Here is a 26,551-nt window from a genome sequence, read left to right as displayed (position 1 = left end):
GATGGCACGTTGCCGTAGAGAAACGCCACAAGCGAGGGTGGCTCACGGTGACGTAAACGTAACGGGAACAGTTTAGTAAGCAGCCTAACGGCTGCTTAATTGTTTCTGGATGTTGGAAAGGCTGAAATTTTCAGGGAATTCGTTGGCCTCTTCGCGAGCAGGCTCGCTCCCACATTGGATCTGCGGTGTTCACAAATCCCCTGTGGGAGCGAGCCTGCTCGCGATTGGGGCGACTCGGTCTTAATGTCAGACCGAAAACGTCTTCCCGGTATGGTTATTCAGCGAAATAACCTTGGTCTTGCCAATCCGGTGACGATAGATCTCGCGCAGGTACTTGATCGACTTCTTCACGCAATCGCGCGACAGGCGAATGTCGTTGATCGAGACAAACTTCTCTTTGTCGTTGATCAGCTCGCGGTACTTCTTCTCGTACATCGGTTTGATCGCGTACCAGTTGGTGTCGAGAATCTTCGCCGGGTTTTCGAATTCGTTGAGCAGATCATCAATGCGTTCTTCGTCGAAGTCCTCGTTGATGATGAAATCGAGGATCGAATTGTCCAGCGTCTCGTCGAAACGGTACGGGGTCTTCGCGAAGCAGCGCTTGATGAACGCGACGATCAAGGTCAGGAAGTCGTCCGACAGGCACGGGCTCTTCGCAATCAATGTGGTCAGCGACAGGTTGGCCGAGGCGCCGATCACCAGTGCATAGCGCTTGAGCGTGGTGTTGGGGAACAGGCTGTTGAGGTGTGTCTTCAACCGGTTCAGGTCCATGTACGACAACTTGTAGTCTTTGGGCAGCGAAACGATCGAGACCACCGACGAGCAGTTCTTGAAGAAATGCAGATCGTGCAGGGCGGCGGCGTCGTAACCGGAATTCTTGTACTGCTCAAGCGAGGCGCGATAGCGCTTGGACTCGATTGGCAACAGGCTGATGCCTTCGATGGCCTGGGTCACTTTGTTGAAGTGCGGCAGGTCGATCGAGCGGAAGAACAAATCGTCGATGTTCAGGCGCTGCGGCTCTTTATCGAACACCTTGAACTTGTCGCTGCTCGGCGGCGGCGTTTCCGGCACTACCGATTCGGCGTAGGCAATCGCCACCGGTCCGGCCAGGCTCATGAACAGGTCGTTGGCGTCCAGGCGAATGGTTTCGCCGATGTCGATGCCGGCGCGACGGAAGTAGTTCTGGTCGTAGTCGGTGGTGACCGCCTGCGCCGTCAGAATGTTGAAGATCTGCTGCGAGATGTACTGGTTGGCGTGCTTCTCCATCGCATTGACATCAATGTTCTGGATGTTGCCGTCGTCGCTCTCTTCGGCGTAACGCATGATGTCGTTGGAGATCAGCATCATTGCGTTCCACGGGCGGATACGCCCCATGACGCTGGCTTCGCTGCTGTCTTCGTTGGCGAAGTTGTAGGAGAAATCCCATTCTTCCGAGAGGTATTTGCACAGCAGGCGACCGGCGTTGATGTGCAGCGCCTCGGACATTTCGCTGCGGTGGTCGGAAATGTTCGGCAGCACGCAGATGCCGCTGGTGAAGATCGGTTCGAACACGAACGAATGACCGCTCTTGCCGTCATGTTCGTCCATCGGCTTGGTGTCGAACGTCTTGTTCATGTACGAGTGCTGCTGGGCCAGACCAAATTCCGAGGCCATGCCCGAACCGGTACCGCCGCCGGCACTGAAGATCGAGAAGTACAGACGCGACTGGTTGGCCTTGATGCCGCAGCTGTCGATCAGGTACGAGTGGATCATTTTCCAGTCGGGGCTGGAAAAACGCTGGGTGTCCTTGTTGAGGATGATCTTCGCCAGGTACTGGCCGAGGATCGGTGCGTTACCGGCGCCACCGGCGTGGACTTCGGACAAGTCCATGATCTTCATTTTGCTGTAGTCGCGCAGGAAACCGCTTTTCTCACCCTTGCGCGAGAAACGGATACGCCCGGCGATGTCTTTGTCTAGGTCGCCGAGCATCACCAGCGGCTCGACCAGAAACACCGGTTTGGTCGACTTGTTCGGGCCGATCCGCAGGTTGTTCTTGATCCACTGTGCCGGGCTGTAACCCTTGTCGGCCAGGCGCCGGTCGGCTGCCCGATCTTCGTTATTGAATTCGTTGAGGTAGAACTTGCGCGCGTTGTACACCAACTCCGCCACGTCGAGGGCGATGTTGGAGCCGCAGCGACCGAGGCCGATCAGGCACACCGACGGGAATTCCTGATCGTTGTGCTGTTCGTTATCGCCTTCCAGGTGCGGCGGACGCGGGAACACCAGATCACGCAGGCCATCGAGGTTGTCGAGGATGCGATCGGTGTTGGTTTCGGTGAAGTACAGGTATTGCTGGGTACCCAGCGGACGCGAGGGGTGCAATGGCTTCGACGGTGACGGGCTGTTCGCAGCGGGGCTCAGGGTCAGATCGGATACCGCAGTGGCGGGATTATTTTTAGAAGTCATTTTGCGCCATATACCTGGACTGGTTGGCTCGGTGACTGATGTCAGCGAACCTCACGGAATAAGATCTCGCGTCTTTTTTGCGCGAATTAGGCCCGAGCGTCAGGGACTTGGCCTGACTGTCGCTTGGGGGAATCCTTTCCTGATCGTTGATGAATCGGCCATTATTCGGCGATCTTTAATCGAAAAGAGGCAAAATGATGTCAACGCTACCATCGTTGGGATTCGCCGGAATCGGTCTGATGGGCTTGCCGATGTGCCGGCGCCTGTTGGCCGCGGGTTATCCGTTGACCGTGTGGAACCGTAACCCGGCGAAGTGCGCGCCACTGGTCGAGGCCGGTGCCCGGCAGGTGGCGAGCCCCTCCGAGCTGTGCAAGCACGCCGACGTGGTGATGATGTGCCTGGCCGATACGGCGGTGGTGCGCGAAGTGGTGTTCGGCCCGGCCGGTGTTGCCGAAGGTGCGAAGGGCGGTCAGTTGCTGGTGGATTTTTCCAGTCTTGAACCGACGGCTACTCGTGAGATGGCGGCGCAGCTGAAAAGTGAAACCGGTATGAGTTGGATGGATTCACCGGTTTCCGGCGGCGTGGTCGGTGCCGAGGCCGGCAGTCTGGCGATCATGGTCGGGGGCGATGCAGCCGACCTTGAGCGCGTGCGCCCGGTGTTGCTCAATCTCGGTCAACGCGTTACGCACATGGGCGGCATTGGCGCCGGGCAAGTGACCAAGGCCTGCAACCAGATGATAGTTGCCTGCAATGCGTTGGTGATTGCCGAAGTGGTGGCGCTGGCCGAGCAGGCGGGTGTCGATGCGAGTCTGATCGCCGAAGCGCTGGCCGGCGGTTTTGCCGATTCGAAACCGTTGCAGATCCTCGCTCCGCAAATGGCCGAAAGCCGTTTCGAACCGATCAAATGGCACGTACGCACGCTACTCAAAGATCTCGACACAGCGGTGAAATTCTCCCGCGAGCAAGGCTCGGCGACGCCGATCAGCGGATTGGCCGCACAACTGATGCGCCTGCATGGGGCCCAGGGCTTTTTGGCGAAGGATCCAGCGACACTGGTGCAAATGTACCGCGCGCCAGAATCAACGGATTGACCGCATGTGAATGTTTACGCTGATTGATTTCTTCCAGCACCGGGCGCAGTTCGTCCAGCGGCACCGGACGGCTGAGCAGGTAACCCTGGATGAAGTCGCAGCCGGAACGCTCAAGGAATTCGTATTGCTCCAGGCTTTCCACACCTTCAGTGACCACCTGCAAATGCAGGGTGTGGGCCATGACGATGATTGCCTGGACGATCTCCATATCCGCCGTGGCTTTGGGAATGTCCAGGATGAACGAGCGGTCGATCTTCAGGGTGTTGAGCGGCAGGCGCTTGAGGTAGGCCAGCGACGAATAGCCGGTACCGAAGTCGTCGATCGACAGTGACACACCGAGGGCGCGAATCTGCCGCAGCAGCACCAGAGTGTTGGCAATGTTACCCATCAGGGCGTTTTCGGTGACTTCCAGTTCCAGCCGTTCCGGCGCGACGCCGGCGGTGCGCAGCGCACTTTCGATTTCGTCAGCCAACTCTTCCCGGGCCAGATTCAGCGGTGAGCAGTTCCAGGCGATTTTCAGCTCTTCGCAGCCGTGGTTCGACAGTTCGCCAAGGTCCCGGCAGGCCCGGCGCAGCACCCAGTTGTCCAGTTCGGCGATGAGACCATTGTTTTCGGCAATGCTGATGAAACGATCCGGCGTCAGTAGTCCGTGAAGCGGATGTTGCCAGCGGATCAGCGCCTCTAACTTGGTGACCCGACCGGTTTTCAGTTCGAAGATCGGTTGGTAATACAGCATCAGACCGTTTTCTTCGCGCAGGGCGTGGCGCAGTTCTTCTTCGAGTTGCAGTTCCAGAGTCGCGCGGTTTTTCAGGTTGGAATTGAAAAAGTGCAGGCCATTGCGCCCGGCACCTTTGGATTGATACAGGGCCAGATCCGCGTGCTTGAGCAGTTCTTCGCAGGTGGTGCCGTCTTCGGGAAACAGGCTGATGCCGATGCTGGTGGTCATCACCATCCGGCGTCCGGCCAGTTCTATCGGCTCCTTCATCTTCAGCATGATGCGCTGGGCCATGGTGCGCGCCTCTTCGCGATCGCGCAGGCCGATCAGGATGCAGAACTCGTCGCCGCCAAAACGCGCGACGACGTCTTCATGGCTGCGCACAGAGCTTTTGATGTGATTGGCAATGACCTTGAGCAGGGCGTCGCCGGCATCGTGGCCGAGGCTGTCGTTGATGCGTTTGAAGTGGTCGATGTCGAGAAACATGACCGCGAGCATGCCGCCCTCGGTGGTTTTCTGGCTTAGTTTCTCGGCGAAGATCTGGTTGAAGCCGCGGCGGTTGATCAGATTGGTCAGGGCGTCGTAGTTGGCCACTTGTTGCAATGACATGCGCGCCTGATCGAGTTGGCTGAGCAGGGCGTTGACCCGGCGCAGATCGTGTTCCTTGCTCTGCAGTTTCTTGTCGGCCAGCGCCGCGCTGATCGCGCTGCCGAGAATCAGCAGGATGATCAGCGCCACTGTCAGGCCCAGTTGCAAATGGCTGGTTTCGGCCGACAGGTCCGGTGCGCTGCCTTCCGGTAACACCAATTGCAGTGCGGCCATCCCGGTGAAGTGCATGCTGAAAATGCCCGCACCGAGAATCAGTGCGGCGCTGTACTTGAGCATCTGATGAGCCAGGCCACTGCCTTCGCGCAAGTAGCCTGCGACCCATAACGCGGCGAAACTGGCGCCGATGGCGATGGCGATCGACAGCGCAAACAAGGTCGGTTGGTAGTAGGCGGTGGCGCTCGACTCCATGGCGGCCATGCCGACGTAATGCATGCCGGCGATACCGAGGCCGATGACCACAGCGGTTTTCAGGTAAAGCACCAGACTCGGCTGTGCCTCGCTCAGCGTGTGCATCGCCAGCCACGAGGCGAGCAGGGCGATCAGCAGGGAGAACAGGGTGATCGGCAGGTCGTAATGGATTTCGATCGGCGCCTGGAAAGCGAGCATGCCAATAAAGTGCATGGCCCAGATTCCGCCGGCCAGGCAGGTCGCGCCAATCCAGCGCCATAGGCGTTGCGAACCAAGGTCTTCGGCGTGACCGACCCGCTCGGCCATATCGAGCGTAGCGAAACTCGCGGCGCAGGCCACCAGATAGGCCACCAGCACCAGCAAGGGATTATGTGTGCAATCAAGAATGACCTGCCCGCTCTCCGGCAGCTCGGTAACAAACTGCAAACCAAGCCACTCCATAGCATGCCCCGTCTCTGAAGTCGTCCTAACCGCGCGGTTAACGCAGGCGAATGACAGGAGTATAGAGGCCGTTTCCGGGGTGCAAGGGGTAGTGGCACATTGGCGCTAACGATTTCGTCATTAGCGTCATAGCGATTGGTGCTAAATGTCAGGCGCTTTTATCGAAAGGGATTTCAGCCCAGTCCGATTGCAGGGGCGGCAAACCAAAACGGGCGCGGGCCTTATCGCAATCGACATTCTGTTCGCCGTTCTCCCAGGAAGCTTCGAATTCCCGGCAGGGACTGGAACGTTTTTCATAAATCGAGCAGTGCACTGTACTCCCGACTTCGCCGACCAATGCCGTGCAACGCGGCGATTTGCAGTCGGTGCCGTTCATTGCCACCCGACTGGGGCTGATTTGTGTAACCAGTTCATCGGGCACCGTCCCCCCGGAAGATGAGCACTCACCCCAAAAAAAAGACACGCGAAAATGGGAACAGCAGGCACCGCAATTCAGACACGGACTGACTTCGGACATGGGCGAGGGCATCAAAGGGATTGATCGGGAGATCCGGACGGATCCGGCGGCCATTCTAGGCTTCGCCACGGACTTGGGAAGGGGGGCGCGAAACTATTTTTTTGTGGCAAGGTTTTGCCGCAAAAGCCCCGGTTTTCGGGGGATTACAGACTTATCAAGGGCTTACGTTTCGTTACAGTGCCATGGCCCGATATCAGGCAGACGAATGATCACAGACAGCCCCTGTCTGGCTGACTAGATTGCAGGTTCCGGGCTCGGATGCGTTGGCAGTGAAGCCCTATAACAATAAAGAGACGGACCCATGCAGAACTCGACCCAAGCGGCGAATGCCTGGCGCATTCTGTTCCTGCTGTTTCTCGCCAACCTGTTCAATTTTTTCGACCGCACCATCCCGGCGATCATCATCGAGCCGATCCGCATGGAATGGCACCTCAGCGACTTTCAACTGGGGATCGTCGGCACCGCATTCACCATTGTCTACGCGATTGCCGGTTTGCCCTTGGGGCGCATGGCCGACACCGGCTCACGCAGCAAACTGATGGGCTGGGGTCTGGCGACCTGGAGCGCGCTGACCGCCGTCAACGGGCTGGTGGGCAGTTTCTGGAGTTTCCTCATCGTACGCATGGGGATCGGCATCGGTGAGGCCAGTTATGCGCCGGCGGCCAACTCGCTGATTGGCGACTTGTTCCCGGCGCACCGTCGGGCGCGGGCCATGGGCATTTTCATGTTGGGGCTGCCGCTGGGGCTGTTGCTGGCGTTCTTCACCATCGGTTGGATGGTCAAGGCTTTCGACAGTTGGCGCGCACCGTTCTTTATCGCCGCCGTACCGGGCCTGTTCCTCGCGATCTTTATGTTTTTCATCAAAGAGCCCAAGCGCGGTGCGGCGGAAACCGTGCAGGTCTCGCAAGAGAAGGTCGACAAGCCGATCCGTCGGATTCTCGCCGTGCCGACGTTCCTGTGGCTGGTGATGGCGGGGTTGTGTTTCAACTTCGCGACTTATGCCTGCAATTCGTTTCTGGTGCCGATGCTGCAGCGCTATTTCCTGATGCCATTGCAGGAGGCGGCGGTGGCGACCGGTGTGATTGTCGGCGTCACCGGGCTGGTCGGTTTGACTCTGGGTGGCTGGATCGCCGACAAGATCCACCAGCGTGTGGCCAATGGGCGGCTGCTGTTTGCCGCATTCAGCCTGATTGTCTCGACGGTGTGCACGGCGTGGGCGCTGCATGCCGGGCGTATCGAGATCGGTGTGTTTGTCGCGGTGTTCAGCCTCGGCTGGCTATTTGCCTATAACTTCTACACCTGCGTGTACACGGCGATTCAGGACGTGGTCGAACCGCGTCTGCGCGCCACGGCGATGGCCTTGTTCTTTGCCGGCTTGTATCTGCTGGGCGGTGGCCTGGGGCCGGTGGTGGTGGGTGGTTTGTCCGATCACTTCGCCAAGTCGGCGATGATTGCAGCGGGGGGCGAGCAGATGACCGAGGCGTTCAAGGCGGTCGGGCTGCATGATGCGATGTACCTGATCCCGGTGGCGCTGTTTCTGACCATGGTGTTTCTGTTTCTGGCGTCGCGGTGTTTTGTGCAGGATGCGAAGCGGATGAAGGAGGGGTTGGTGGCGGTGGTTGAGCCAGAGGTGGCTGCGGCGACTGCATAACCGCCTTCGCGAGCCTGCTCGCGAAAGGGCCAGTAGCATCACCGGATAAATAACAGGCAAACAAAAAGGCCCGCATCGCTGCGGGCCTTCTTTTTTAGCGGTGCAGCAGGGGGAACGTTAACCCGCCACCAACACCCGAATCGCTTCCAGTCGCAGTGCCGCTTTATCCAGCAGCGCCAGACCCTGCTCACGCTGTTCACGCAAGGCAACCAGTTCGCTGTCACGCACGGTTGGGTTGACCGCTTGCAACGCGGTCAGGCGCGCCAGTTCTTCGTCGGTGTCGGCTGCCAGACGGCGACGGGCCTCGGCCACGCGCTCGGCGTGACGCGGGGCGATCTTGTCTTCACCAGCATTGATCCGTGGCGTCAGTTGATCGCGCTGGGCCTGAATAAACTTGTTGGCGCTGGCGCGCGGCACGCTTTCCAGTTGATCGTTGAGGGTTTCGAACGAGACGCGGGCCGACAGGTCGTTGCCGTTGGCATCGAGCAGGCAGCGCAGGGCCGCCGGCGGCAGGTAACGGCCCAATTGCAGTGAGCGCGGGGCAACCACTTCGCTGACGTAAAGCAGCTCCAGCAGCACGGTGCCCGGCTTCAGCGCCTTGTTCTTGATCAGCGCGACGGCGGTGTTGCCCATCGAACCGGACAGCACCAGATCCATGCCGCCCTGCACCATCGGGTGTTCCCAGGTGATGAACTGCATGTCTTCGCGCGACAGCGCCTGGTTGCGGTCGTAAGTGATGGTCACACCTTCGTCATCGCCCAGCGGGAAGCTGGCGTCGAGCATTTTTTCGCTCGGCTTGAGGATCAGGGCGTTTTCCGAATGGTCTTCGCTGTCGATGCCGAACGCGTCGAACAGGGTTTCCATGTAGATCGGCAGGGCGAACTGATCGTCTTGCTCCAGGATGTCCTCGACCAGTTGATCGCCTTCACCCGAGCCGCCGGAGTTGAGTTCCAGCAGACGGTCGCGACCGGTGTGCAGCTCTTCTTCCAGACGCTCGCGCTCGGTGCGCGCTTCGTCGATCAGCGCTTGCCACTCGCTGTCGTCGGCTTCTTCAAGCAGCGGCAGCAGGCGCGGGCCGAACTGATGCTGCAAGGCGTTGCCGGTCGGGCAAGTGTTGAGGAAGGCGTTAAGCGCTTCGTGGTACCACTGGAACAGACGCTCTTGCGGGCTGGTTTCCAGGTATGGCACGTGCAGTTCGATGATGTGTTTCTGGCCGATCCGGTCGAGACGACCGATACGCTGCTCAAGCAGGTCCGGGTGCGACGGCAGATCGAACAGCACCAAGTGATGCGCGAACTGGAAGTTGCGACCTTCACTGCCGATTTCCGAGCAGATCAGTACTTGCGCGCCAAACTCTTCGTCGGCGAAGTAAGCGGCGGCGCGGTCACGCTCAAGGATGTTCATGCCTTCGTGGAACACCGTGGCCGGGATGCCGGAGCGCACGCGCAGGGCGTCTTCCAGGTCCATCGCGGTTTCGGCGTGAGCGCAGATCACCAGCACTTTGGTGCGTTTGAGCATTTTCAGCTGATCGATCAGCCACTCGACGCGCGGATCGAATTTCCACCAGCGCTCTTCTTCGCTGGCGTCCGGCTGGGCCTGGAAGCTGACTTCCGGGTACAGCTCGGCATGGTCGCCCAGCGGCAGTTCCAGATATTCGTCCGGGCATGGCAGCGGGTACGGATGCAGTTTGCGTTCCGGGAAACCCTGCACAGCGGCGCGGGTGTTACGGAACAGCACGCGGCCGGTGCCGTGGCGGTCGAGCAGTTCACGCACGAGGCGGGCGCTGGCTTCGGTGTCGCCATCGTTGACCGCGGTCAACAGGGCTTCGCCTTCGTTGCCGAGGAAACCGTGAATGGTCTTGTGTGCTTCAGGCGACAGGCGCCCTTTGTCCAGCAGCTCCTGAACGGCTTCGGCCACCGGGCGATAGTTTTCGCTCTCGGCGCGGAAGGCGGCCAGGTCATGGAAACGGTTTGGATCGAGCAGGCGCAGACGGGCGAAGTGGCTGTCCTGACCAAGTTGTTCCGGGGTGGCGGTGAGCAGCAGCACGCCCGGAATCACTTCGGCCAGTTGTTCGACCAGCGAATACTCGGGGCTGGCCTTTTCTTCGTGCCAGACCAAGTGGTGCGCTTCGTCGACCACCATCAAGTCCCAGCCAGCGGCGAACAATGCGTCCTGGGCCTTTTCGTCGTCGACCAGCCATTCCAGCGCAACCAGCGCGAGTTGAGTGTCTTCGAACGGGTTGGCGGCATCGCTTTCGATAAAGCGTTCTTCGTCGAACAGCGCGACCTGCAGATTGAAGCGGCGGCGCATTTCCACCAGCCACTGGTGCTGGAGGTTTTCCGGCACCAGGATCAGCACGCGATTGGCGCGGCCCGACAGCAGTTGGCGATGGATGACCAGACCGGCTTCGATGGTTTTACCCAGACCCACTTCGTCCGCCAGCAAAACCCGCGGCGCGATACGGTCAGCGACTTCACGGGCAATGTGCAACTGGTGAGCGATCGGTTGCGCACGCACGCCACCCAGGCCCCAGAGCGAAGATTGCAACTGGCGGCTGGTGTGTTCGAGAGTGTTGTAGCGCAGGGAGAACCACGCCAGCGGGTCGATCTGACCGGCGAACAGACGGTCGCTGGCCAGGCGGAACTGAATGAAGTTCGACAGCTGGGTTTCCGGCAAGGTGACGGCTTCGTTCTGCCCGTTGAGACCGTGATAGACCATCAGCCCGTCGACATCGTCGACTTGCTGCACGGTCATCTTCCAGCCTTCGAAGTGGGTAATGCTGTCACCCGGCGAGAACCGCACGCGGGTCAGGGGCGCATTCCGTAGCGCGTACTGGCGGGTTTCGCCAGTGGCCGGGTAAAGCACGGTCAACAAGCGGCCGTCCTGTGCCAGAACGGTGCCTAAACCAAGCTCTGCTTCGCTGTCACTGATCCAGCGTTGCCCCGGTTGATACTGCTGCGCCATGCTGCCTGACTCCCACCTTGAAAAAGCGGGCTATCTTAACGGAATGAGGCCCCGAGGCCAAAGGATTAGGAGCCGTGGCCGGCTTTTAACTGCAAAGGGAAGATTAGGTCATGCGTCGGATTTGCGCGGGAGCAGGGCACCAGTGAGTGCCAACCCGGTCACAAGTTTGCGACCGGCGGCTCAAGCCGTCCACGTCCAAGCCGATAGCCTGCTCACAGGAGACCCTTTATATGCTGCCACCGATGCTCCCCCTGAGCGCCGTGCCGATCACTTCCCAGCAGGATCCGATCCGCCAGCGGCCGGACATTCCTCCGGTGGTACCGGTGCAGGAAAGCTCCAACGAAAGCACGATCGATCTGCAAAAACGCGATCCTGAAGAGGACGGGCTGCTGCTGCGCGAAGAACAGCGTCGTCAGCAGGAGCGTGATCGTCGGCGCCGCGAAGCCGATGAAGACCCTGAGGAACACCTCGCCGTGCCGGGTACGGCACTCAATGCAGACAACACGGTGCCGGTGGTGCCGCTGATGGAAGATCAGCCGCGTCAGGGCTTGTGGGTCGATATCGAGATTTGAGGTGTGCCGACTGGTCAGCGCAGGCGCCAGGCTGCATTATTGGCGCAGTCCTGCCCATGTTGTGGCAGTTGTGATTTCCTCAAGTGATGCACCGAACGCCATGAGCCAAGACGACAAACTGATCGACCTCAGTACCGAACGCGCCAAGCGTGTGCATGACCTCAACGAGAAGCGTCTGAACGAAGTGCGCAATGCCTTCGAACAGGCCATGCCGTTAGGAAAAGCCAAGAAAAAGTCGAAAAACAAACCGAAAAAGCGTTGATCTCCCCCTGCATCCGTTGATGCAGGTCAGTTATTTTCCCGCCTTTGCTTGCTGTGTTGACCGGACTTGATCCTGGTCAATTTCTGCGCCTGCGTGATTGGTTAACTTAGCCCCATCGCAGCAGAGCAGGGGCCAGGAGGCCACAGTCATGTTTTTCGATAACGTGGTGTTTGCCGGGGTTCTGACGGTTGGTCTCATGGTTCTGTTTTTTGCAGGGTTTGGATTTTTTATCTGGAAGGATGCGAATAAGCGCAAGAAGTAGTTCTTCTGGATTGATGGGCACGCAAGGCATTTTGGGCGACTTCGGTTGCCCTTTTTTTTGCCTTTCGGTTTGTGTGTATATCCGTTTTTTGGGTGATGGCGTCTTGTGGTTCCGCCCTTACGGCGGGTCACTTTTTCCAGGCGCCGAAAAAGTAACCAAAAAGTCTTTACCCTGACGTTCGGCCCCTCGCTGAGGCTCGGGGTTCCTTCGCTCCGGAATTGATCCGGGGGCATCGCTTCCGGTTTGCTTCGCTGCACCTCCTTTCGATGTGTTTGGCTTCGCCAAACGGTCGCTGCGCTCCCACCCCCGGATCAACCCCTCCACTCAGCCTGCCGACGGGCTCTGAGATCAAGAGCGGTACTCGAGCTTGCGCTCATTGTGATGAGTGGGGCGGCTTCGCCGCGTGGGGCGCACGCAGATCTAAACTGTGGGAGCCAGCCTGACAGCCGACCAATCTCTGGCAGGTGCACCCATTCCAATTGTAGGAGCTGCCGAAGGCTGCGATCTTTTGATCTGCTTTGGCTTTGGCTTTGGCTTTTGATCTTCAGCCCATCGGCAGGCCGAGCGTAGGTGTTCATCCGGGGGGTAGGCGCGCAGCGCCGTGCGGCGAAGCCGCATCCATCGAAAGGAGGTGCAGCGAAGCAAACCGGAAGCGATGCCCCCGGATGGACACCGTAGCGAGGGAACACTGAGCCTTAGCGAAGTGCCGTACGCCGGGGGCAAAGCCTTTTGCTTACTTTTCGGCGTTTGGAAAAGTGAGTCGCTGTAAGAGCGAAACCGCCAGCGGCAACACCCGCAGCAACGGATATGCCCCCAATCCCAATCCCAATCCCAATCCCAATCCCAATCCCAATCCCAAAATCCAAAAAAAAAAAGGCGCGATCCTCTCGAATCGCGCCTTTTTCATTTCCAGCTATCTATCAGCTACCCAGCGCCTTCGACGCCAGCCAGAACAACCCGGCCGACAGTGCCACGGTCGCCGGCAGGGTCAGTACCCAGGCCAGCAGGATGGTTTTCACCGTGCCGCCTTGCAGGCCGCTTTTGTTGGCGACCATGGTGCCGGCCACGCCCGAGGAGAGGACGTGGGTGGTGGACACCGGCAGGCTGAAGATGTTGGCCATGCCGATCAGGGTGGCGGTGGTGATCTGCGCCGACATGCCCTGGGAGTAGGTCATGCCTTGCTTGCCGATCTTCTCGCCGATGGTCAGTACCACGCGTTTCCAGCCAACCATGGTGCCCAGGCCCAAGGCCAGTGCAACCGCCAGAATCACCCAGAACGGCGCGTATTCGGTGGTGGTGGTCAGGTCTTTGCGCAGCTTGTCCAGGTCAGCCTTTTCACGGGGTTCCAGGCCAGGCAACTTGCCGACTTTCTTCGCGGTGTCGTCCAGGCACAGCAGGTAGCGACGCACTTCAATGCGGCTTTCCGACGACAGCGAATGGTAGTCCGCTACACCTTTGAGGGTGTGGAGCAGGGCGGAGATGGTCGGTTCGGTCTGCTGCGGGTTGCAGCGGAATTTCTCCGGCAGATCGCCTTCTACGCTCTTGCCCAGGGCCAGGAACTCACCGAGGGAGTCGGCGTTGCGCTGGTAGAACTGGCTCAGATGCAGGGTCGCATCGCGGGTACGTTCGATCTGGTAGGTCGTGCTGTTCAGGTCGAGTACGAACTGCGCAGGGACGATACCGATCAGCACCAGCATGATCAGGCCGATACCTTTCTGACCATCGTTGGAGCCGTGCACGAAGCTGACGGCCATGGCCGAGATCACCAAGACGAGGCGGTTCCAGAACGGCGGGTGCTTCTTGTCGTCGATCTTGCGGCGCTGTTCCGGCGTCTTGTGCATCTTCGACAGCGGCCGCCACCATTTCAGGCCGATCAGTATCAGTGCGGCGATCAGGAAACCAGCCATCGGCGAGAACACCAGCGAGGCGCCGATGTCGATCGCTTTCTGCCAGTTCACGCCGTCGGCCAACGGTATGTCGTTGATCAGGGCGTTGGCCAGGCCAACACCGAGGATCGAGCCGATCAGGGTATGGGAACTGGACGCCGGGATACCGAAGTACCAGGTGCCAAGGTTCCAGGCGATTGCCGCGGCGAGCAACGAGAACACCATCGCCAGGCCATGGCCGGTGTTCACATTGATCAGCAGCTCAACCGGCAGCAAGTGGACAATGGCATACGCCACGCCAACGCCACCCAGCAGCACGCCGAGGAAATTGAACACACCGGAGAAGAACACCGCCAGGTGAGGCGGCATGGCTTTGGTGTAGATAACAGTGGCTACCGCGTTAGCGGTGTCATGAAATCCATTGATGAACTCGAAGGCGAGGACAAACGTCAGGGCGAGCAAGAGGCTCACAAGCACCCAAGCATCCAGTCCGCTGAATAAATCGATCATGAAGGTTTTCTGACCCGGTCGTAAGGGGGCGCGATTATGCCAGAAAAGTCTCGAAATCGATGCCCTCCCTGCTCATCGGTAACATTCTTCTTCGATTTAATTTGTTGCAGCGCGTTAAAACCCAGTGTCGCGCAGGGTTTTTCAACCTGTTGATTTCAATGAAAAAGTATTCGGAAGCGCACCCTTTTCCGTGGAGATCGGAGGCTCAAACGCTTGTCTGAAATATCTTTGAAACCTTTCTGAAGCTCCCCATTAGCGTTCAGGACGGGGAGATAGCCGCTGCCCGCGGGTAGCGGGCGCGCATGGCATCGTCGATACACCGCGTTTGTAACGGTGCGCACGGCTGCCTTGGAAATGATCAAAACCCGTGGCTCATGGCTCTTCGGCTTTGAGTTCCTTTTCGATCTTTTCAATTTCTTGCTTGAAGACCTGATCCTGAACGGTGGGGCGTTTACGCCATGCCTTGCGTTCCGGTTCTGGCTGAGCGGCGTAGGTGGTGACTTCCCCGCCGTAAACTTCCTTGTAACGTTGTTCCTGGCGCTCAAGTTCCGCGCGCAGTTCGTCTTTCGTCACAGTGCTACCTGTTTGAGTTGAGTTAAATGTCTGGTGAAACGCACGGCAACAAATCGATTGAGCGGGTCCGTCGAGTGCCAATACCTGAACAGGCATTGATGTAATCGGCAGGGCGATCAAGACTTCCATGTTGCAGGCGGGCTACGGCACCAGATTAAAACTGACGTAGCATCAGCTTCCTGTTTCAGCGAGCGCTGGCGTTGCATGAGTCATTCGCGTCAGGCGCTGGCCGGGCTGTCGGCGATGGACATCGCGTCAGCGGGTGGCGACCACGGCAAGTAAAGAACGGTGGTCCCACTGAGGTGCATTATAGCGGTCGATTCGGGAATGACTATCTTTGCCAAGTTAAAAAAGGTTCTGGATGTGTGATCGTTATGTTACTGACAACTTTTATCGGTAGTTGCCTCACGGGCAAACCGTTATTTGCCAAGCGATCTGTTTTTGGCGCCATTAAGTCGAACAACTAAAAACGCTGATTCAGTGTGCGTTCAAAGTTGCGCAAACCGCTCACGCGGCCGAACCTGCGCTGTGTGCTCGATTGCGATTATCGGTCGACGGTTCGATAATCGCCCAATGTTGTTGGCCTTGCCCTTGTGCATCTCCCTGTGAGCCGATTGTATAGCCCGTGATCCGAGCCGGATAAAGGACCTGAAATGAACGACCAAATGCGCAACTCCTTCACCTCCGTGGCGCCGCCGATCGTCGCTTCGCCGGCCAAACGGATCCAGGCGCTGACAGGCGATCCGGATTTCATGACCTCGCTGGCCCGTGGCCTGGCGGTGGTGCAGGCATTTCAGGAGCGCAAAAGGCATTTGACCATCGCCCAGATCAGCCACCGTACGGAAATTCCCCGCGCTGCGGTGCGCCGGTGCCTGCACACCTTGATCAAACTCGGCTACGCCACCACCGATGGCCGCACGTATTCGCTGCTGCCGAAAGTGCTGACCCTTGGCCATGCCTATTTATCCTCGACGCCGTTGGCCGTTTCCGCGCAGCCCTACCTCGACCGCATGAGTGAGCAACTGCACGAAGCTTGCAACATGGCCACGCTTGAGGGCGACGACATTCTCTATATCGCCCGATCGGCGACGACTCAGCGACTGATCTCCGTGGATCTCTCGGTGGGCGGACGTTTGCCGGCCTATTGCACGTCGATGGGGCGGATTCTGCTGGCCGCGCTGGACGACACGACGCTACGCGAATACCTCGATCACGCCGAACTGGTCGCCAAGACCAGCCGCACGATTCACACCCCCGACGCACTGCTCGAATGTCTGCAGGAAGTGCGGCAGCAGGGTTGGTGCATTGTCGATCAGGAACTGGAGCAAGGCCTGCGCTCGATTGCCGTGCCGGTCTACGACGCCTCGGGGCAAGTGGTGGCCGCGCTCAACGTCAGCACCCACGCCGGCCGAGTCAGCCGCACCGAGCTGGAGCAGCGCTTTCTGCCGGGCCTGCTCAGTGCCAGCCGCGACCTCAGCGCGCAGTTGTTTGCCTGATGAAGCTGTTCGATAAACGCACAGTGTTGCGTTTATCGAATTGACGCTAAAACCCTCGGATCATTAATGTCGCGGCAGCGTCATCCGGCGCTGAGCGAAAGCGTCAGCCGGACTGCCGACTCCCATAATAATGACAAGAGGCAACTCCCCATGCGCACGTTCCCCGACTGTCGCCGCCCCAGTTCCTGTTGCCGGGTTCCCCGCAACGCCTGATTGCAACCTTCTATTCTTGTCACCGTGCCGCTCCTTGGCCGGTCGCCGTTCGACTGCGTTTTTTGCGTGGAATAAAAACAATGAACCAGCCTCAGTCCGCTGTAGGTAACTGCCTCGACGTGCAGTCCTTTATCAACGCCCAACCGATCTCGCGCTATCAGTGGCGGGTGGTGATCCTGTGTTTCCTGATTGTGTTTCTTGATGGCCTCGACACCGCAGCGATGGGCTTCATTGCCCCGGCGCTGTCGCAGGATTGGGGCATCGACCGCGCCAGCCTTGGCCCGGTGATGAGTGCCGCGCTGATCGGCATGGTCTTCGGCGCACTCGGTTCCGGGCCTCTGGCTGACCGCTTCGGGCGCAAAGTCGTACTGGTGGGTGCGGTAGTACTGTTCGGCGCTTTCAGCCTGGCATCGGCGTACAGCACCAACGTTGAACAATTGCTGGTGCTGCGCTTTTTGACCGGCATCGGTCTGGGCGCGGGGATGCCGAACGCGACGACGCTGCTGTCGGAATACACTCCGGAGCGCAAGAAGTCGCTTCTGGTGACCAGCATGTTCTGTGGTTTCAACCTTGGCATGGCCGGTGGCGGGTTCATTTCCGCCAAGTTGATCCCGGCGTTCGGCTGGCACAGCCTGTTGCTGATCGGCGGCATTTTGCCTTTGATCCTCGCCGTGGTGCTGCTGTTCTGGCTGCCGGAATCGGCGCGCTACCTTGTAGTCCGTAACCGTGGCACTGACAAAGTCCGCAAGACACTGGCGCCGATTGATCCGGTGGTGGTCGCGCAGGCTTCGAGTTTCAGCGTCCCGGAACAGAAAACCGTCAAGGCGCGTAACGTGTTCGCAGTGATCTTTTCCGGCACCTACAGCGCCGGCACGCTGCTGCTGTGGCTGACGTACTTCATGGGCCTGGTGATTGTGTACCTGCTGACCAGTTGGCTGCCGACGCTGATGCGTGACAGCGGCGCGAGCATGGAACAGGCCGCGTTTATCGGCGCATTGTTCCAGTTCGGCGGGGTATTGAGTGCGGTCGGTGTGGGATGGGCGATGGATCGCTTCAATCCGCACAAGGTCATCGGCATTTTCTATCTGCTGGCCGGGTTTTTTGCCTACGCGGTGGGGCAGAGCCTGGGCAACATCACATTGCTGGCGACCTTGGTGTTGGTGGCGGGGATGTGCGTGAACGGTGCGCAATCGGCGATGCCTTCGTTGGCGGCGCGGTTCTATCCGACGCAGGGTCGGGCAACCGGCGTCTCATGGATGCTGGGGATTGGCCGTTTCGGCGCGATTCTCGGCGCGTGGATGGGCGCGACGCTGCTGGGGTTGGGCTGGAATTTCGAGCAGGTGTTGACGGCGCTGGTGATTCCGGCAGCGTTGGCGACCACGGCGGTGGTGATCAAAGGCATGGTGAGTCATGCGGATGCGACTTGATATCGCGCTGTAGATTGAAAAGATCGCAGCCAACACACAAAGATAGGTGGGTAACAATCCGTTCGATAAACGAACACTGAGTCGATTATCGGATTGTTTGGCAAATTTCCCAGGCTTAATCTGCAGTGACTCCGGCGCTGAACCTCGCGCCTTTTTTATCACTGGCGATCCACTACAAAAACGGGAGCCCGCTCCATGGCTGAGATCCTTTCGCTGCACGACGCGGTGAAGCAATTCGTCAACGACGGCGACACCGTTGCGCTCGAAGGCTTCACTCACCTGATCCCTACGGCGGCGGGTCATGAGATCATTCGTCAGGGCAAGAAAGATCTGACCCTGGTGCGGATGACGCCTGACCTGATCTACGACCAACTGATCGGCGCCGGCTGTGCGCGCAAGCTGATCTTCTCTTGGGGTGGCAATCCGGGTGTGGGTTCGCTGCATCGTCTGCGCGATGCTGTCGAGAAACAATGGCCGCACCCGCTGGAAATCGAAGAACACAGCCACGCCGACCTGGCCAATGCCTACGTCGCCGGCGCTTCTGGCCTGCCGTTCGCTGTGCTGCGCGCCTACGCCGGCTCCGACCTGCCGAAGGTCAACCCGCTGATCAAATCCGTCACCTGCCCGTTCACCGGAGAAGTGCTGGCGGCGGTGCCGTCGGTGCGCCCGGACGTCACTGTGATCCACGCGCAGAAAGCCGACCGCCAAGGCAACGTGTTGCTGTGGGGCATTCTCGGCGTGCAGAAAGAAGCCGCACTGGCTGCCAAACGCTGCATCGTTACCGTCGAGGAAATCGTCGACAACCTCAACGCACCGATGAACGCCTGCGTGCTGCCGACCTGGGCCTTGAGCGCGGTCTGTCACGTCCCGGGCGGCGCGCATCCTTCCTACGCCCACGGTTACACCGAGCGTGACAATCGTTTCTATCAGGCGTGGGACCCGATTGCCCGCGACCGTGAGACGTTTACCGCGTGGATCAACGAATACATCCATGGCTGCGCTGATTTCAGCGAGTTCCAGGCCAAGTTGGCCGCTGCTTCGGAGGCCAAGTAATGACTTACACCACTAATGAAATGATGACCGTCGCCGCAGCCCGTCGCCTGAAGAACGGCTCGGTGTGCTTCGTCGGCATCGGCCTGCCGTCGAAAGCCGCCAACCTCGCGCGCCTGACTTCATCGCCGGACGTGGTGCTGATTTACGAATCCGGCCCGATTGGCGCCAAACCAAGCGTGCTGCCGCTGTCCATCGGTGACGGCGAGTTGGCGGAAACCGCTGACACCGTCGTGCCGACCGGTGAGATTTTTCGCTACTGGTTGCAGGGCGGACGCATCGACGTCGGTTTTCTCGGCGCGGCGCAGGTCGACCGTTTCGGCAACATCAACACCACTGTGGTCGGCGATTACCATTCGCCGAAAGTGCGTCTGCCGGGAGCCGGCGGCGCGCCGGAGATTGCCGGCTCGGCGAAGAGTGTACTGATCATCCTTAAACAGTCGGCGCGCTCGTTTGTCGACAAGCTCGATTTCATCACCTCGGTCGGTCATGGCGAGGGCGGCGATTCGCGCAAGCGTCTGGGCCTGCCGGGCGCCGGTCCGGTCGGCATCATCACCGACCTGTGCATCATGGAACCGGAGGAGGGCACTCACGAATTCGTGGTCACCGCACTGCACCCGGGCGTGACTCGCGAGCAAGTGGTTGCCGCCACCGGTTGGGCGATCCGCTTTGCCGACAATGTTGAACAAACCGCCGAGCCGACCGAGGTCGAGCTGACTGCGTTGCGTGATCTCGAAGCGCGCACCGCTGCGGCGCACGGTCAGGCACCGGGAGAAGCATGATGCGTGACGTTTATATCTGCGATGCGATTCGTACCCCCATCGGCCGTTTCGGCGGTGGTTTGTCCGCCGTTCGCGCCGACGATCTGGCCGCTGTGCCGATCAAGGCGCTGATGGAACGCAACCCGTCGGTGGACTGGAGTGCAATCGACGAGGTGTTCCTCGGCTGCGCCAACCAGGCTGGCGAAGACAACCGCAACGTCGCACGCATGGCGCTGCTGCTGGCAGGCCTGCCGGAAACCGTGCCCGGCGTGACCCTCAATCGCCTCTGCGCTTCGGGCATGGATGCGATCGGCACGGCGTTTCGCGCCATCGCCAGCGGCGAGATGGAGCTGGCGATTGCCGGCGGCGTCGAGTCGATGTCCCGCGCACCGTTCGTGATGGGCAAGGCTGATGCAGCGTTCTCACGCAATATGAAACTGGAAGACACCACCATCGGCTGGCGCTTCATCAACCCGTTGATGAAAGCCCAGTACGGCGTCGACGCGATGCCGCAGACCGCCGACAACGTCGCTGACGATTACGAAGTTTCCCGCGAGGATCAGGACGCTTTCGCCCTGCGCAGTCAGCAACGGACAGCCGCCGCGCAGGCCGCTGGCTACTTCGCTGAAGAAATCGTCGAAGTACGGATCGCCCACAAGAAGGGCGAAACGGTGGTCAGCCAGGATGAACACCCGCGCGCAGACACAACGATCGAAGCGCTGACCAAACTGAAACCGGTCAACGGCCCGGACAAGACTGTCACCGCCGGCAATGCCTCGGGCGTGAACGACGGCGCCGCCGCGCTGATTCTGGCCTCGGCCGAAGCGGTGAAAAAACACGGTTTGACCGCCCGCGCCAAAGTGCTGGGCATGGCCAGTGCCGGTGTCGCGCCACGGGTAATGGGCATCGGCCCGGTGCCAGCGGTGCGTAAACTGATCGAGCGTCTAGGTGTGGCGGTCAGCGATTTCGATGTGATCGAACTCAACGAAGCGTTTGCCAGCCAGGGTTTGGCGGTGCTGCGGGAACTGGGCTTGGCGGACGACGCCGCGCAGGTCAACCCGAATGGCGGCGCGATTGCCTTGGGTCACCCGTTGGGCATGAGCGGTGCGCGCCTGGTGCTGACCGCGCTGCATCAGCTGGAAAAGACCGGTGGCAAGAAAGGTCTGGCGACCATGTGCGTCGGTGTCGGCCAAGGACTTGCCTTGGCCATCGAACGCGTCTGACGCAAGCCGTGACGAATAAGAACAGAGGAAAGCGAAATGACTGACAAGCCTGGCTACCGTCGTCCGCAGGAAGGCACCCAGCCTGAGTACCTGCACCCGACGTATCAATCCACCAATTTGCGCTCGCCCTCCAAGCCGTTGGTGTTTCTGCCCCACTCGCTGTCGGAAATCACCGGCCCGACCATCGGCGCCGAGCGTGTGGCCGAAAAGGACAACGACCTGACCGCCCAGCATGACGGCGAACCACAGGGCGAGCGGATCATCATCCACGGCCGTGTGCTCGACGAAAACGGCCTGCCGGTGCCGGGGATTCTCGTAGAAATCTGGCAGGCCAACGCCGCCGGCCGCTACAACCACCCGCGCGACCTGCACGATGCGCCGCTGGACCCGAACTTCACCGGCACCGGTCGCACCGTGACCGACGCCGATGGCTGGTATCAGTTCCAGACCATCAAGCCCGGCGCCTATCCGTGGGGTAACCACCACAACGCCTGGCGCCCGGCGCACATCCATTTCTCGCTGTTCGGGCCGAGCATACTGACCCGCTTGGTGACGCAGATGTATTTCCCCGGTGACCCGTTGCTGGCCTACGACCCGATCTACAACTGCGTACCGGATACGTCCGCCAAGGAACGCCTGATCGCTGCTTTCGATCTGGAAAAAACCATTCCGTCCTACGCCCTCGGTTACCGTTGGGACATCGTGCTGCGCGGCCGTGATGCCACGCCGATGGAGAAATAAGATGACCCTGAATGCGACCACGTCCCACACCGTCGGGCCTTACTACCACATCGGTCTGACCTGGCTGAACCGTGAAAACCTCGCCAATGAGCTGACCCTCGGCGAGCGTGTGGCGATCACCGGACAAGTCGTCGATGGCAACGGCGATGTGGTTAATGACGCCATGCTCGAAGTCTGGCAAGCCAACGCCGCCGGCAAATACGACCATCCGGAAGACGAGCAGGACAAACCGTTGGACCCGCACTTCGAAGGTTTTGGTCGGGTGCCGGTGGATGCCGAAGGGCGTTTCCGTTTCACCACGATCAAGCCAGGCACGGTCGAGGGTTTGAAGGGCTCGACCCAGGCGCCGCATCTGGTGGTGTTGGTGTTTGCTCGCGGGTTGGTGAAGCACTTGTTGACGCGGATCTATTTTGACGGCGAGCCGGCGAACGTGAATGACTCGCTGCTGGAGTGTGTGCCGGCCGAGCGCCGCACGACGTTGCTGGCAAAGCCCGATGCGTCGGGTGTGTACCAGTGGAATGTGATCCTGCAGGGCACAGATGCCGAGACGGTTTTCTTCGATTATTGATCGCTGTCTACTGATCGTTCCCACGCTCTGCGTGGGAACGATCATTGCTGATGTACCTGTGGAACGGGACTGTTGCAAAGTGTGTCTAGACTCTCACTGTCCCTATCGAGTGAAAAACAATGACAACCACCACAGCCCATTACACCGGCGAAGAGCGCAGTAAGCGCATCTTTGCCATTGTCGGCGCTTCGTCCGGCAACCTCGTCGAATGGTTCGACTTCTACGTCTACGCCTTCTGCGCGATCTATTTTGCCCCGGCGTTTTTCCCTTCCGACAACCCGACGGTACAACTGGTCAACACCGCCGGTGTATTCGCTGCCGGGTTTCTGATGCGACCGATTGGTGGCTGGATCTTCGGGCGCGTGGCGGATAAGCACGGGCGCAAAAACTCGATGCTGATTTCGATTCTGATGATGTGCTTCGGCTCATTGCTGATCGCCTGTCTGCCGACCTACAAGGACATCGGCGTCTGGGCGCCGGTGCTGTTGCTGTTCGCACGTCTGCTGCAAGGTTTGTCGGTGGGTGGCGAATACGGCACCACTGCGACTTACATGAGTGAAGTTGCGCTCAAGGGCCAGCGCGGGTTCTTCGCCTCGTTCCAGTACGTGACGTTGATTGGCGGGCAATTGCTGGCGGTGTCCTTGGTGGTGGTGCTTCAGCAGTTCCTCACCGAAGATGACCTGCGCGCCTACGGCTGGCGGATTCCGTTCGTGGTCGGTGCGGTGGCGGCGTTGATTTCGCTGTTCCTGCGTCGTTCGCTGAAAGAAACCACCAGCAAGGAAATGCGCGAGAACAAGGATGCCGGCAGCATCCGTGCGCTGTTTCGCGATCACAAAGCCGCGTTTATCACTGTGCTGGGTTATACCGCCGGTGGCTCGCTGATTTTCTACACCTTCACCACGTACATGCAGAAATATCTGGTGAACACTGCCGGCATGCACGCCAAGACCGCCAGCTACATCATGACCGGCGCGCTGTTCTTGTATATGTGCATGCAACCGCTGTTCGGCATGCTCGCCGACAAGATCGGCCGACGTAGCTCGATGCTCTGGTTCGGCGCGCTCGGTACGCTGTTCACCGTGCCGATCCTGCTCAGCCTGAAGGGCGTCAGCAGTCCGTTTCTGGCTTTTGTACTGATCACCATTGCGCTGGCCATTGTCAGTTTCTACACCTCGATCAGCGGCCTGGTGAAAGCCGAAATGTTCCCGCCTGAAGTCCGCGCCCTTGGCGTGGGCCTGGCTTATGCGGTGGCCAACGCGATCTTCGGCGGTTCGGCGGAATTCGTTGCCCTGAGCCTGAAGGCCGGCGGCATGGAAAACGCCTTTTACTGGTACGTCACGCTGATGATGGCGGTGGCGTTCCTGTTCAGTCTGCGTCTGCCGAAACAGGCGAAATATTTGCACCACGATCTCTAAACCGATGCGCGCGGGTCGCCATGGCCCGCGCCGGCAAGGACTGTTTATGACTCAGCGACCGGGCAATCAATTGTTTGATGCCTACTTCACTGCCCGCGATATGCGCGAGGTGTTCTGCGATCAGGGCCGCGTCCAGGCAATGCTCGACTTCGAAGCAGCGCTGGCCCGGGCCGAGGCTCGGGTCGGACTGATTCCAGCGTCCGCTGTCGTTCCGATAGCCAGCGCGTGCAGCGCTGAGCTGTACGACTTCGCGGCGCTGGGCGAGGCAATTGCCACAGCCGGTAATTCGGCAATTCCGCTGGTCAAGGCGCTGGGCAAGCAGATTGCTGCCACCGATGCCGAGGCCGAGCGTTATGTGCATTTGGGCGCAACCAGTCAGGATGTGATGGATTCCGGGCTGGTTCTGCAATTGCGTCAGGCGCTGGGTTTGATCGAAGGGGAATTGGCGCAACTCGCCGATTCACTCGCCGCTCAAGCGCAGCGTCATGCGGCTACGCCGCTGGCCGGGCGCACCTGGTTGCAACACGCGACACCGGTGACCCTAGGCATGAAAATCGCCGGATGGCTGGGGGCTGTGACTCGCAGCCGTCAGCGTCTGCGCGAACTCAAGCCGCGTCTGCTGGTGCTGCAATTCGGCGGCGCGTCGGGCACCCTCGCGGCGCTGGGCGAGCAGGCATTGCCGATCGCTCAGGCCTTGGCTGAGGAACTGCAACTGACCCTGCCGGAACAGCCATGGCACACCCAGCGTGATCGCATCGTCGAGTTTGGCGCGGCGCTTGGTTTGATCGCCGGGAGCCTCGGTAAGCTGGGTCGCGACATCAGTTTGTTGATGCAGACCGAAGCGGCGGAAGTCTTCGAACCGTCGGCACCGGGCAAGGGCGGTTCCTCGACCATGCCGCACAAACGTAATCCGGTGGGCGCGGCAGTGTTGATCGGCGCGGCGACGCGCGTGCCGGGGCTGGTGTCGACATTGTTCAGTGCGATGCCACAAGAGCACGAACGCAGCCTCGGCCTGTGGCATGCCGAATGGGAAACCCTGCCGGAAATATGCTGCCTCGTTTCGGGATCGCTGCAACAGGCGCGATTATTGGCCGACGGTTTGGAAGTCGACGCCGCACGCATGGCGCGCAATCTCGAATTGACCCAAGGGCTGGTGCTGGCCGAAGCAGTGAGCATCGTCCTCGCGCAACGGGTCGGCCGCGACACCGCGCATCACCTGCTCGAACAATGCTGCAAACGTGCGGTGGCCGAACAGCGCCACTTGCGTGCCGTACTCGGTGACGAGCCGAAAGTCACCGCCGAGCTTAGCGCCGCTGAACTGGATCATCTTTTGAACCCCGCCCATTACCTCGGCCAGGCGCAAGTCTGGGTCGAGCGAGCGGTGGCCGAACACAACGCGTTGACTGTCTGAAGGAGAGGGCTGTGGCTTTCGTTCAACTCGCCGATGGCGAACTGCACTATCAATTGGAAGGCCCGGTCGATGCGCCGGTGCTGGTGCTGTCCAACTCGCTGGGCACCGATCTGCACATGTGGGACGCGCAAATGCCGGCGTTTACCGAGCACTTTCGCGTGCTGCGTTTCGACACCCGTGGCCACGGCCAATCGCTGGTAACGCCGGGGCCTTACAGCATCGAGCAATTGGGCCATGACGTGCTTGGGTTGCTGGATGCGCTGCACATCGAGCGCGCGCATTTTTGCGGACTGTCGATGGGCGGCTTGATCGGCCAGTGGCTGGGGATCAATGCCGGCGAGCGTCTGAACAAGCTGATTGTGTGCAACACCGCAGCGAAAATCGGCGATCCATCGGTGTGGAACCCGCGCATCGAAACCGTGCTGCGCGACGGCGCGGCAGCCATGGTTGCCCTGCGTGACGCATCGATTGCGCGTTGGTTTACGCCGGATTTTTCGCAGGCCCATCCGGCCGCGGCCAAGCAGATTACCGACATGCTCGCGGCCACTCATCCTGAAGGCTACGCGGCCAATTGCGCGGCGGTACGTGATGCGGATTTCCGCGAGCAGTTGTCCTCGATCAACGTGCCGTTGCTGGTGATCGCCGGCACTGAAGATGCAGTGACACCGCCGTCCGGCGGGCATTTCATTCAGGAGCATGTGCACGGCGCCGAGTATGCCGAGTTCTATGCGGCGCATTTGTCCAACGTGCAAGCCGGCGCTGATTTCAGTGATCGTGTGTTGGCGTTTTTGCAGGCTAAGTGAGGAAGTTTTTGTGGACGAGAAACAACGTTACGACGATGGCATGCAGGTACGCCGCGCGGTGTTGGGCGATGCCCATGTCGATCGCAGCCTGACCACACTGACCGAGTTCAACTCGGAATTCCAGGAGATGATCACCCGCCACGCCTGGGGCGATATCTGGACACGCCCGGGTTTGCCTCGGCATACCCGCAGCCTGATCACCATCGCCATGCTGATCGGCATGAACCGCGAAGGTGAGCTGAAACTTCATTTGCGCGCCGCCGCCAATAACGGCGTGAGCCGGAGCGAGATCAAGGAAGTGATCATGCAGAGCGCGATCTATTGCGGGATTCCGGCGGCGAATGCGACGTTCCATCTGGCCGAATCGGTGTGGGATGAGTTGGGGGTTGAATCCCGGGAGTGATAGTGCCTGAGCTCACGCCATCGCTGGCAAGCCAGACAATGGCTATTCTGCGTATACCAACTTTCCCTGTAGGAGCTGCCGCAGGCTGCGATCTTTTGATTTGTTTTTAAGATCAAGATCAAAAGATCGCAGCC

At 59.8% G+C, this 26,551-nt stretch carries 22 protein-coding genes; 16 read left to right on the top strand and 6 right to left on the bottom strand.

Annotation, left to right across the window (positions count from 1 at the left end):
- Nucleotides 1-246: 246 nt before the first annotated feature.
- Nucleotides 247-2,445: a hypothetical protein gene (locus IAI51_RS16510; RefSeq protein ID WP_187679442.1), complete on the bottom strand. Its 2,199-nt coding sequence runs from the start codon at nt 2,443-2,445 to the stop codon at nt 247-249.
- A gap of 194 nt (nt 2,446-2,639) precedes the next feature.
- Between IAI51_RS16510 and IAI51_RS16505 the strand changes: the two genes are divergently transcribed.
- Complete coding sequence (locus IAI51_RS16505; protein ID WP_187679441.1) at nt 2,640-3,536, top strand: NAD(P)-dependent oxidoreductase; 897 nt, start codon at nt 2,640-2,642, stop codon at nt 3,534-3,536.
- Here the strand turns inward: IAI51_RS16505 and IAI51_RS16500 are convergent.
- Complete coding sequence (locus IAI51_RS16500; protein ID WP_187679440.1) at nt 3,427-5,709, bottom strand: putative bifunctional diguanylate cyclase/phosphodiesterase; 2,283 nt, start codon at nt 5,707-5,709, stop codon at nt 3,427-3,429. The genes IAI51_RS16505 and IAI51_RS16500 overlap by 110 nt on opposite strands.
- Before the next feature lie 148 nt (nt 5,710-5,857).
- Nucleotides 5,858-6,226, bottom strand: coding sequence for a YkgJ family cysteine cluster protein (locus IAI51_RS16495; RefSeq protein ID WP_095188967.1), 369 nt, complete (start codon nt 6,224-6,226; stop codon nt 5,858-5,860).
- Between the two features lie 301 nt (nt 6,227-6,527).
- Here IAI51_RS16495 and IAI51_RS16490 point away from each other — a divergent pair, with 301 nt between their 5' ends.
- Nucleotides 6,528-7,877 (top strand): spinster family MFS transporter, encoded by a 1,350-nt coding sequence (locus tag IAI51_RS16490; RefSeq protein WP_187679439.1) that lies wholly within the window; start codon nt 6,528-6,530, stop codon nt 7,875-7,877.
- 117 nt (nt 7,878-7,994) lie between these two features.
- Here IAI51_RS16490 and rapA read toward each other — a convergent pair whose 3' ends face one another.
- Nucleotides 7,995-10,841: an RNA polymerase-associated protein RapA gene (rapA, locus tag IAI51_RS16485; protein ID WP_187679438.1), complete on the bottom strand. Its 2,847-nt coding sequence runs from the start codon at nt 10,839-10,841 to the stop codon at nt 7,995-7,997.
- Nucleotides 10,842-11,071: 230 nt separating this feature from the next.
- On the opposite strand from rapA, the gene IAI51_RS16480 reads away from it, so the two are divergent.
- From IAI51_RS16480 to ccoM, 3 genes are all read left to right on the top strand, one after another.
- Nucleotides 11,072-11,413 carry an aspartate-semialdehyde dehydrogenase gene (locus IAI51_RS16480; protein ID WP_187679437.1) on the top strand — a complete coding sequence of 114 codons (342 nt, stop codon included), beginning with the start codon at nt 11,072-11,074 and terminating at the stop codon, nt 11,411-11,413.
- Nucleotides 11,414-11,513: 100 nt separating this feature from the next.
- Nucleotides 11,514-11,675: a hypothetical protein gene (locus tag IAI51_RS16475; protein ID WP_187679436.1), complete on the top strand. Its 162-nt coding sequence runs from the start codon at nt 11,514-11,516 to the stop codon at nt 11,673-11,675.
- Between the two features lie 148 nt (nt 11,676-11,823).
- On the top strand, nt 11,824-11,937 hold the full coding sequence (gene ccoM / locus IAI51_RS28065; RefSeq protein WP_003222396.1) for a cytochrome c oxidase subunit CcoM: 114 nt from the start codon (nt 11,824-11,826) through the stop codon (nt 11,935-11,937).
- Nucleotides 11,938-12,857: 920 nt separating this feature from the next.
- Here ccoM and IAI51_RS16470 read toward each other — a convergent pair.
- Together IAI51_RS16470 and IAI51_RS16465 are read right to left on the bottom strand one after the other, a co-directional pair.
- Nucleotides 12,858-14,333 carry an inorganic phosphate transporter gene (locus IAI51_RS16470; protein WP_187679435.1) on the bottom strand — a complete coding sequence of 492 codons (1,476 nt, stop codon included), beginning with the start codon at nt 14,331-14,333 and terminating at the stop codon, nt 12,858-12,860.
- Between the two features lie 372 nt (nt 14,334-14,705).
- Nucleotides 14,706-14,906, bottom strand: coding sequence for a hypothetical protein (locus tag IAI51_RS16465; RefSeq protein WP_008080067.1), 201 nt, complete (start codon nt 14,904-14,906; stop codon nt 14,706-14,708).
- Nucleotides 14,907-15,559: 653 nt separating this feature from the next.
- On the opposite strand from IAI51_RS16465, the gene pcaR reads away from it, so the two are divergent.
- The 11 genes from pcaR to pcaC all read left to right on the top strand — a co-directional run bounded on the left by pcaR (nt 15,560) and on the right by pcaC (nt 26,417).
- Nucleotides 15,560-16,402 carry a pca regulon transcriptional regulator PcaR gene (gene pcaR / locus IAI51_RS16460; protein WP_187679434.1) on the top strand — a complete coding sequence of 281 codons (843 nt, stop codon included), beginning with the start codon at nt 15,560-15,562 and terminating at the stop codon, nt 16,400-16,402.
- A gap of 293 nt (nt 16,403-16,695) precedes the next feature.
- A complete protein-coding gene (locus IAI51_RS16455; protein ID WP_187679433.1) occupies nt 16,696-18,042 on the top strand; it encodes an MFS transporter in 1,347 nt (448 codons plus the stop codon).
- Between the two features lie 195 nt (nt 18,043-18,237).
- Nucleotides 18,238-19,095, top strand: coding sequence for a CoA transferase subunit A (locus IAI51_RS16450; protein WP_103307044.1), 858 nt, complete (start codon nt 18,238-18,240; stop codon nt 19,093-19,095).
- The gene (locus IAI51_RS16445) at nt 19,095-19,874 is read left to right on the top strand and encodes a CoA-transferase subunit beta (RefSeq protein ID WP_187679432.1); all 780 of its coding nucleotides are present in this window, start codon (nt 19,095-19,097) and stop codon (nt 19,872-19,874) included. The genes IAI51_RS16450 and IAI51_RS16445 overlap by 1 nt, the downstream gene beginning before the upstream one ends.
- Nucleotides 19,871-21,076: a 3-oxoadipyl-CoA thiolase gene (gene pcaF / locus IAI51_RS16440; protein ID WP_187679431.1), complete on the top strand. Its 1,206-nt coding sequence runs from the start codon at nt 19,871-19,873 to the stop codon at nt 21,074-21,076. The genes IAI51_RS16445 and pcaF overlap by 4 nt, the downstream gene beginning before the upstream one ends.
- Before the next feature lie 36 nt (nt 21,077-21,112).
- A complete protein-coding gene (gene pcaH, locus IAI51_RS16435) occupies nt 21,113-21,817 on the top strand; it encodes a protocatechuate 3,4-dioxygenase subunit beta (protein WP_187679430.1) in 705 nt (234 codons plus the stop codon).
- Between the two features lies 1 nt (nt 21,818).
- A complete protein-coding gene (gene pcaG, locus IAI51_RS16430) occupies nt 21,819-22,385 on the top strand; it encodes a protocatechuate 3,4-dioxygenase subunit alpha (RefSeq protein ID WP_187679429.1) in 567 nt (188 codons plus the stop codon).
- A gap of 119 nt (nt 22,386-22,504) precedes the next feature.
- Nucleotides 22,505-23,800, top strand: coding sequence for an MFS family transporter (locus IAI51_RS16425; RefSeq protein WP_187679428.1), 1,296 nt, complete (start codon nt 22,505-22,507; stop codon nt 23,798-23,800).
- 46 nt (nt 23,801-23,846) lie between these two features.
- Complete coding sequence (locus IAI51_RS16420) at nt 23,847-25,211, top strand: 3-carboxy-cis,cis-muconate cycloisomerase (protein WP_187679427.1); 1,365 nt, start codon at nt 23,847-23,849, stop codon at nt 25,209-25,211.
- A gap of 11 nt (nt 25,212-25,222) precedes the next feature.
- Nucleotides 25,223-26,014, top strand: a complete 792-nt coding sequence (pcaD, locus tag IAI51_RS16415) for a 3-oxoadipate enol-lactonase (protein ID WP_187679426.1) — start codon at nt 25,223-25,225, stop codon at nt 26,012-26,014.
- A gap of 10 nt (nt 26,015-26,024) precedes the next feature.
- Complete coding sequence (gene pcaC, locus IAI51_RS16410) at nt 26,025-26,417, top strand: 4-carboxymuconolactone decarboxylase (protein WP_187679425.1); 393 nt, start codon at nt 26,025-26,027, stop codon at nt 26,415-26,417.
- The last annotated feature ends 134 nt before the right edge of the window (nt 26,418-26,551 follow it).

Source organism: Pseudomonas sp. N40(2020) (assembly GCF_014472415.1).
In the GTDB taxonomy this organism is placed as follows: Bacteria; Pseudomonadota; Gammaproteobacteria; order Pseudomonadales; family Pseudomonadaceae; genus Aquipseudomonas.
The sequence above is the reverse complement of the archived record's forward strand: the minus strand, read 5'-3'. Positions and strand labels throughout refer to the sequence as shown.

What these genes read in the sequence shown, in the direction of transcription:
- IAI51_RS16510 (WP_187679442.1), bottom strand. Translation starts at nt 2,445, where the DNA reads ATGACTTCTAAAAATAATCCCGCCACTGCGGTATCCGATCTGACCCTG.
- IAI51_RS16505 (WP_187679441.1), top strand. Translation starts at nt 2,640, where the DNA reads ATGATGTCAACGCTACCATCGTTGGGATTCGCCGGAATCGGTCTGATG.
- IAI51_RS16500 (WP_187679440.1), bottom strand. Translation starts at nt 5,709, where the DNA reads ATGGAGTGGCTTGGTTTGCAGTTTGTTACCGAGCTGCCGGAGAGCGGG.
- IAI51_RS16495 (WP_095188967.1), bottom strand. Translation starts at nt 6,226, where the DNA reads ATGTCCGAAGTCAGTCCGTGTCTGAATTGCGGTGCCTGCTGTTCCCAT.
- IAI51_RS16490 (WP_187679439.1), top strand. Translation starts at nt 6,528, where the DNA reads ATGCAGAACTCGACCCAAGCGGCGAATGCCTGGCGCATTCTGTTCCTG.
- rapA (WP_187679438.1), bottom strand. Translation starts at nt 10,841, where the DNA reads ATGGCGCAGCAGTATCAACCGGGGCAACGCTGGATCAGTGACAGCGAA.
- IAI51_RS16480 (WP_187679437.1), top strand. Translation starts at nt 11,072, where the DNA reads ATGCTGCCACCGATGCTCCCCCTGAGCGCCGTGCCGATCACTTCCCAG.
- IAI51_RS16475 (WP_187679436.1), top strand. Translation starts at nt 11,514, where the DNA reads ATGAGCCAAGACGACAAACTGATCGACCTCAGTACCGAACGCGCCAAG.
- ccoM (WP_003222396.1), top strand. Translation starts at nt 11,824, where the DNA reads ATGTTTTTCGATAACGTGGTGTTTGCCGGGGTTCTGACGGTTGGTCTC.
- IAI51_RS16470 (WP_187679435.1), bottom strand. Translation starts at nt 14,333, where the DNA reads ATGATCGATTTATTCAGCGGACTGGATGCTTGGGTGCTTGTGAGCCTC.
- pcaR (WP_187679434.1), top strand. Translation starts at nt 15,560, where the DNA reads ATGAACGACCAAATGCGCAACTCCTTCACCTCCGTGGCGCCGCCGATC.
- IAI51_RS16455 (WP_187679433.1), top strand. Translation starts at nt 16,696, where the DNA reads ATGAACCAGCCTCAGTCCGCTGTAGGTAACTGCCTCGACGTGCAGTCC.
- IAI51_RS16450 (WP_103307044.1), top strand. Translation starts at nt 18,238, where the DNA reads ATGGCTGAGATCCTTTCGCTGCACGACGCGGTGAAGCAATTCGTCAAC.
- IAI51_RS16445 (WP_187679432.1), top strand. Translation starts at nt 19,095, where the DNA reads ATGACTTACACCACTAATGAAATGATGACCGTCGCCGCAGCCCGTCGC.
- pcaF (WP_187679431.1), top strand. Translation starts at nt 19,871, where the DNA reads ATGATGCGTGACGTTTATATCTGCGATGCGATTCGTACCCCCATCGGC.
- pcaH (WP_187679430.1), top strand. Translation starts at nt 21,113, where the DNA reads ATGACTGACAAGCCTGGCTACCGTCGTCCGCAGGAAGGCACCCAGCCT.
- pcaG (WP_187679429.1), top strand. Translation starts at nt 21,819, where the DNA reads ATGACCCTGAATGCGACCACGTCCCACACCGTCGGGCCTTACTACCAC.
- IAI51_RS16425 (WP_187679428.1), top strand. Translation starts at nt 22,505, where the DNA reads ATGACAACCACCACAGCCCATTACACCGGCGAAGAGCGCAGTAAGCGC.
- IAI51_RS16420 (WP_187679427.1), top strand. Translation starts at nt 23,847, where the DNA reads ATGACTCAGCGACCGGGCAATCAATTGTTTGATGCCTACTTCACTGCC.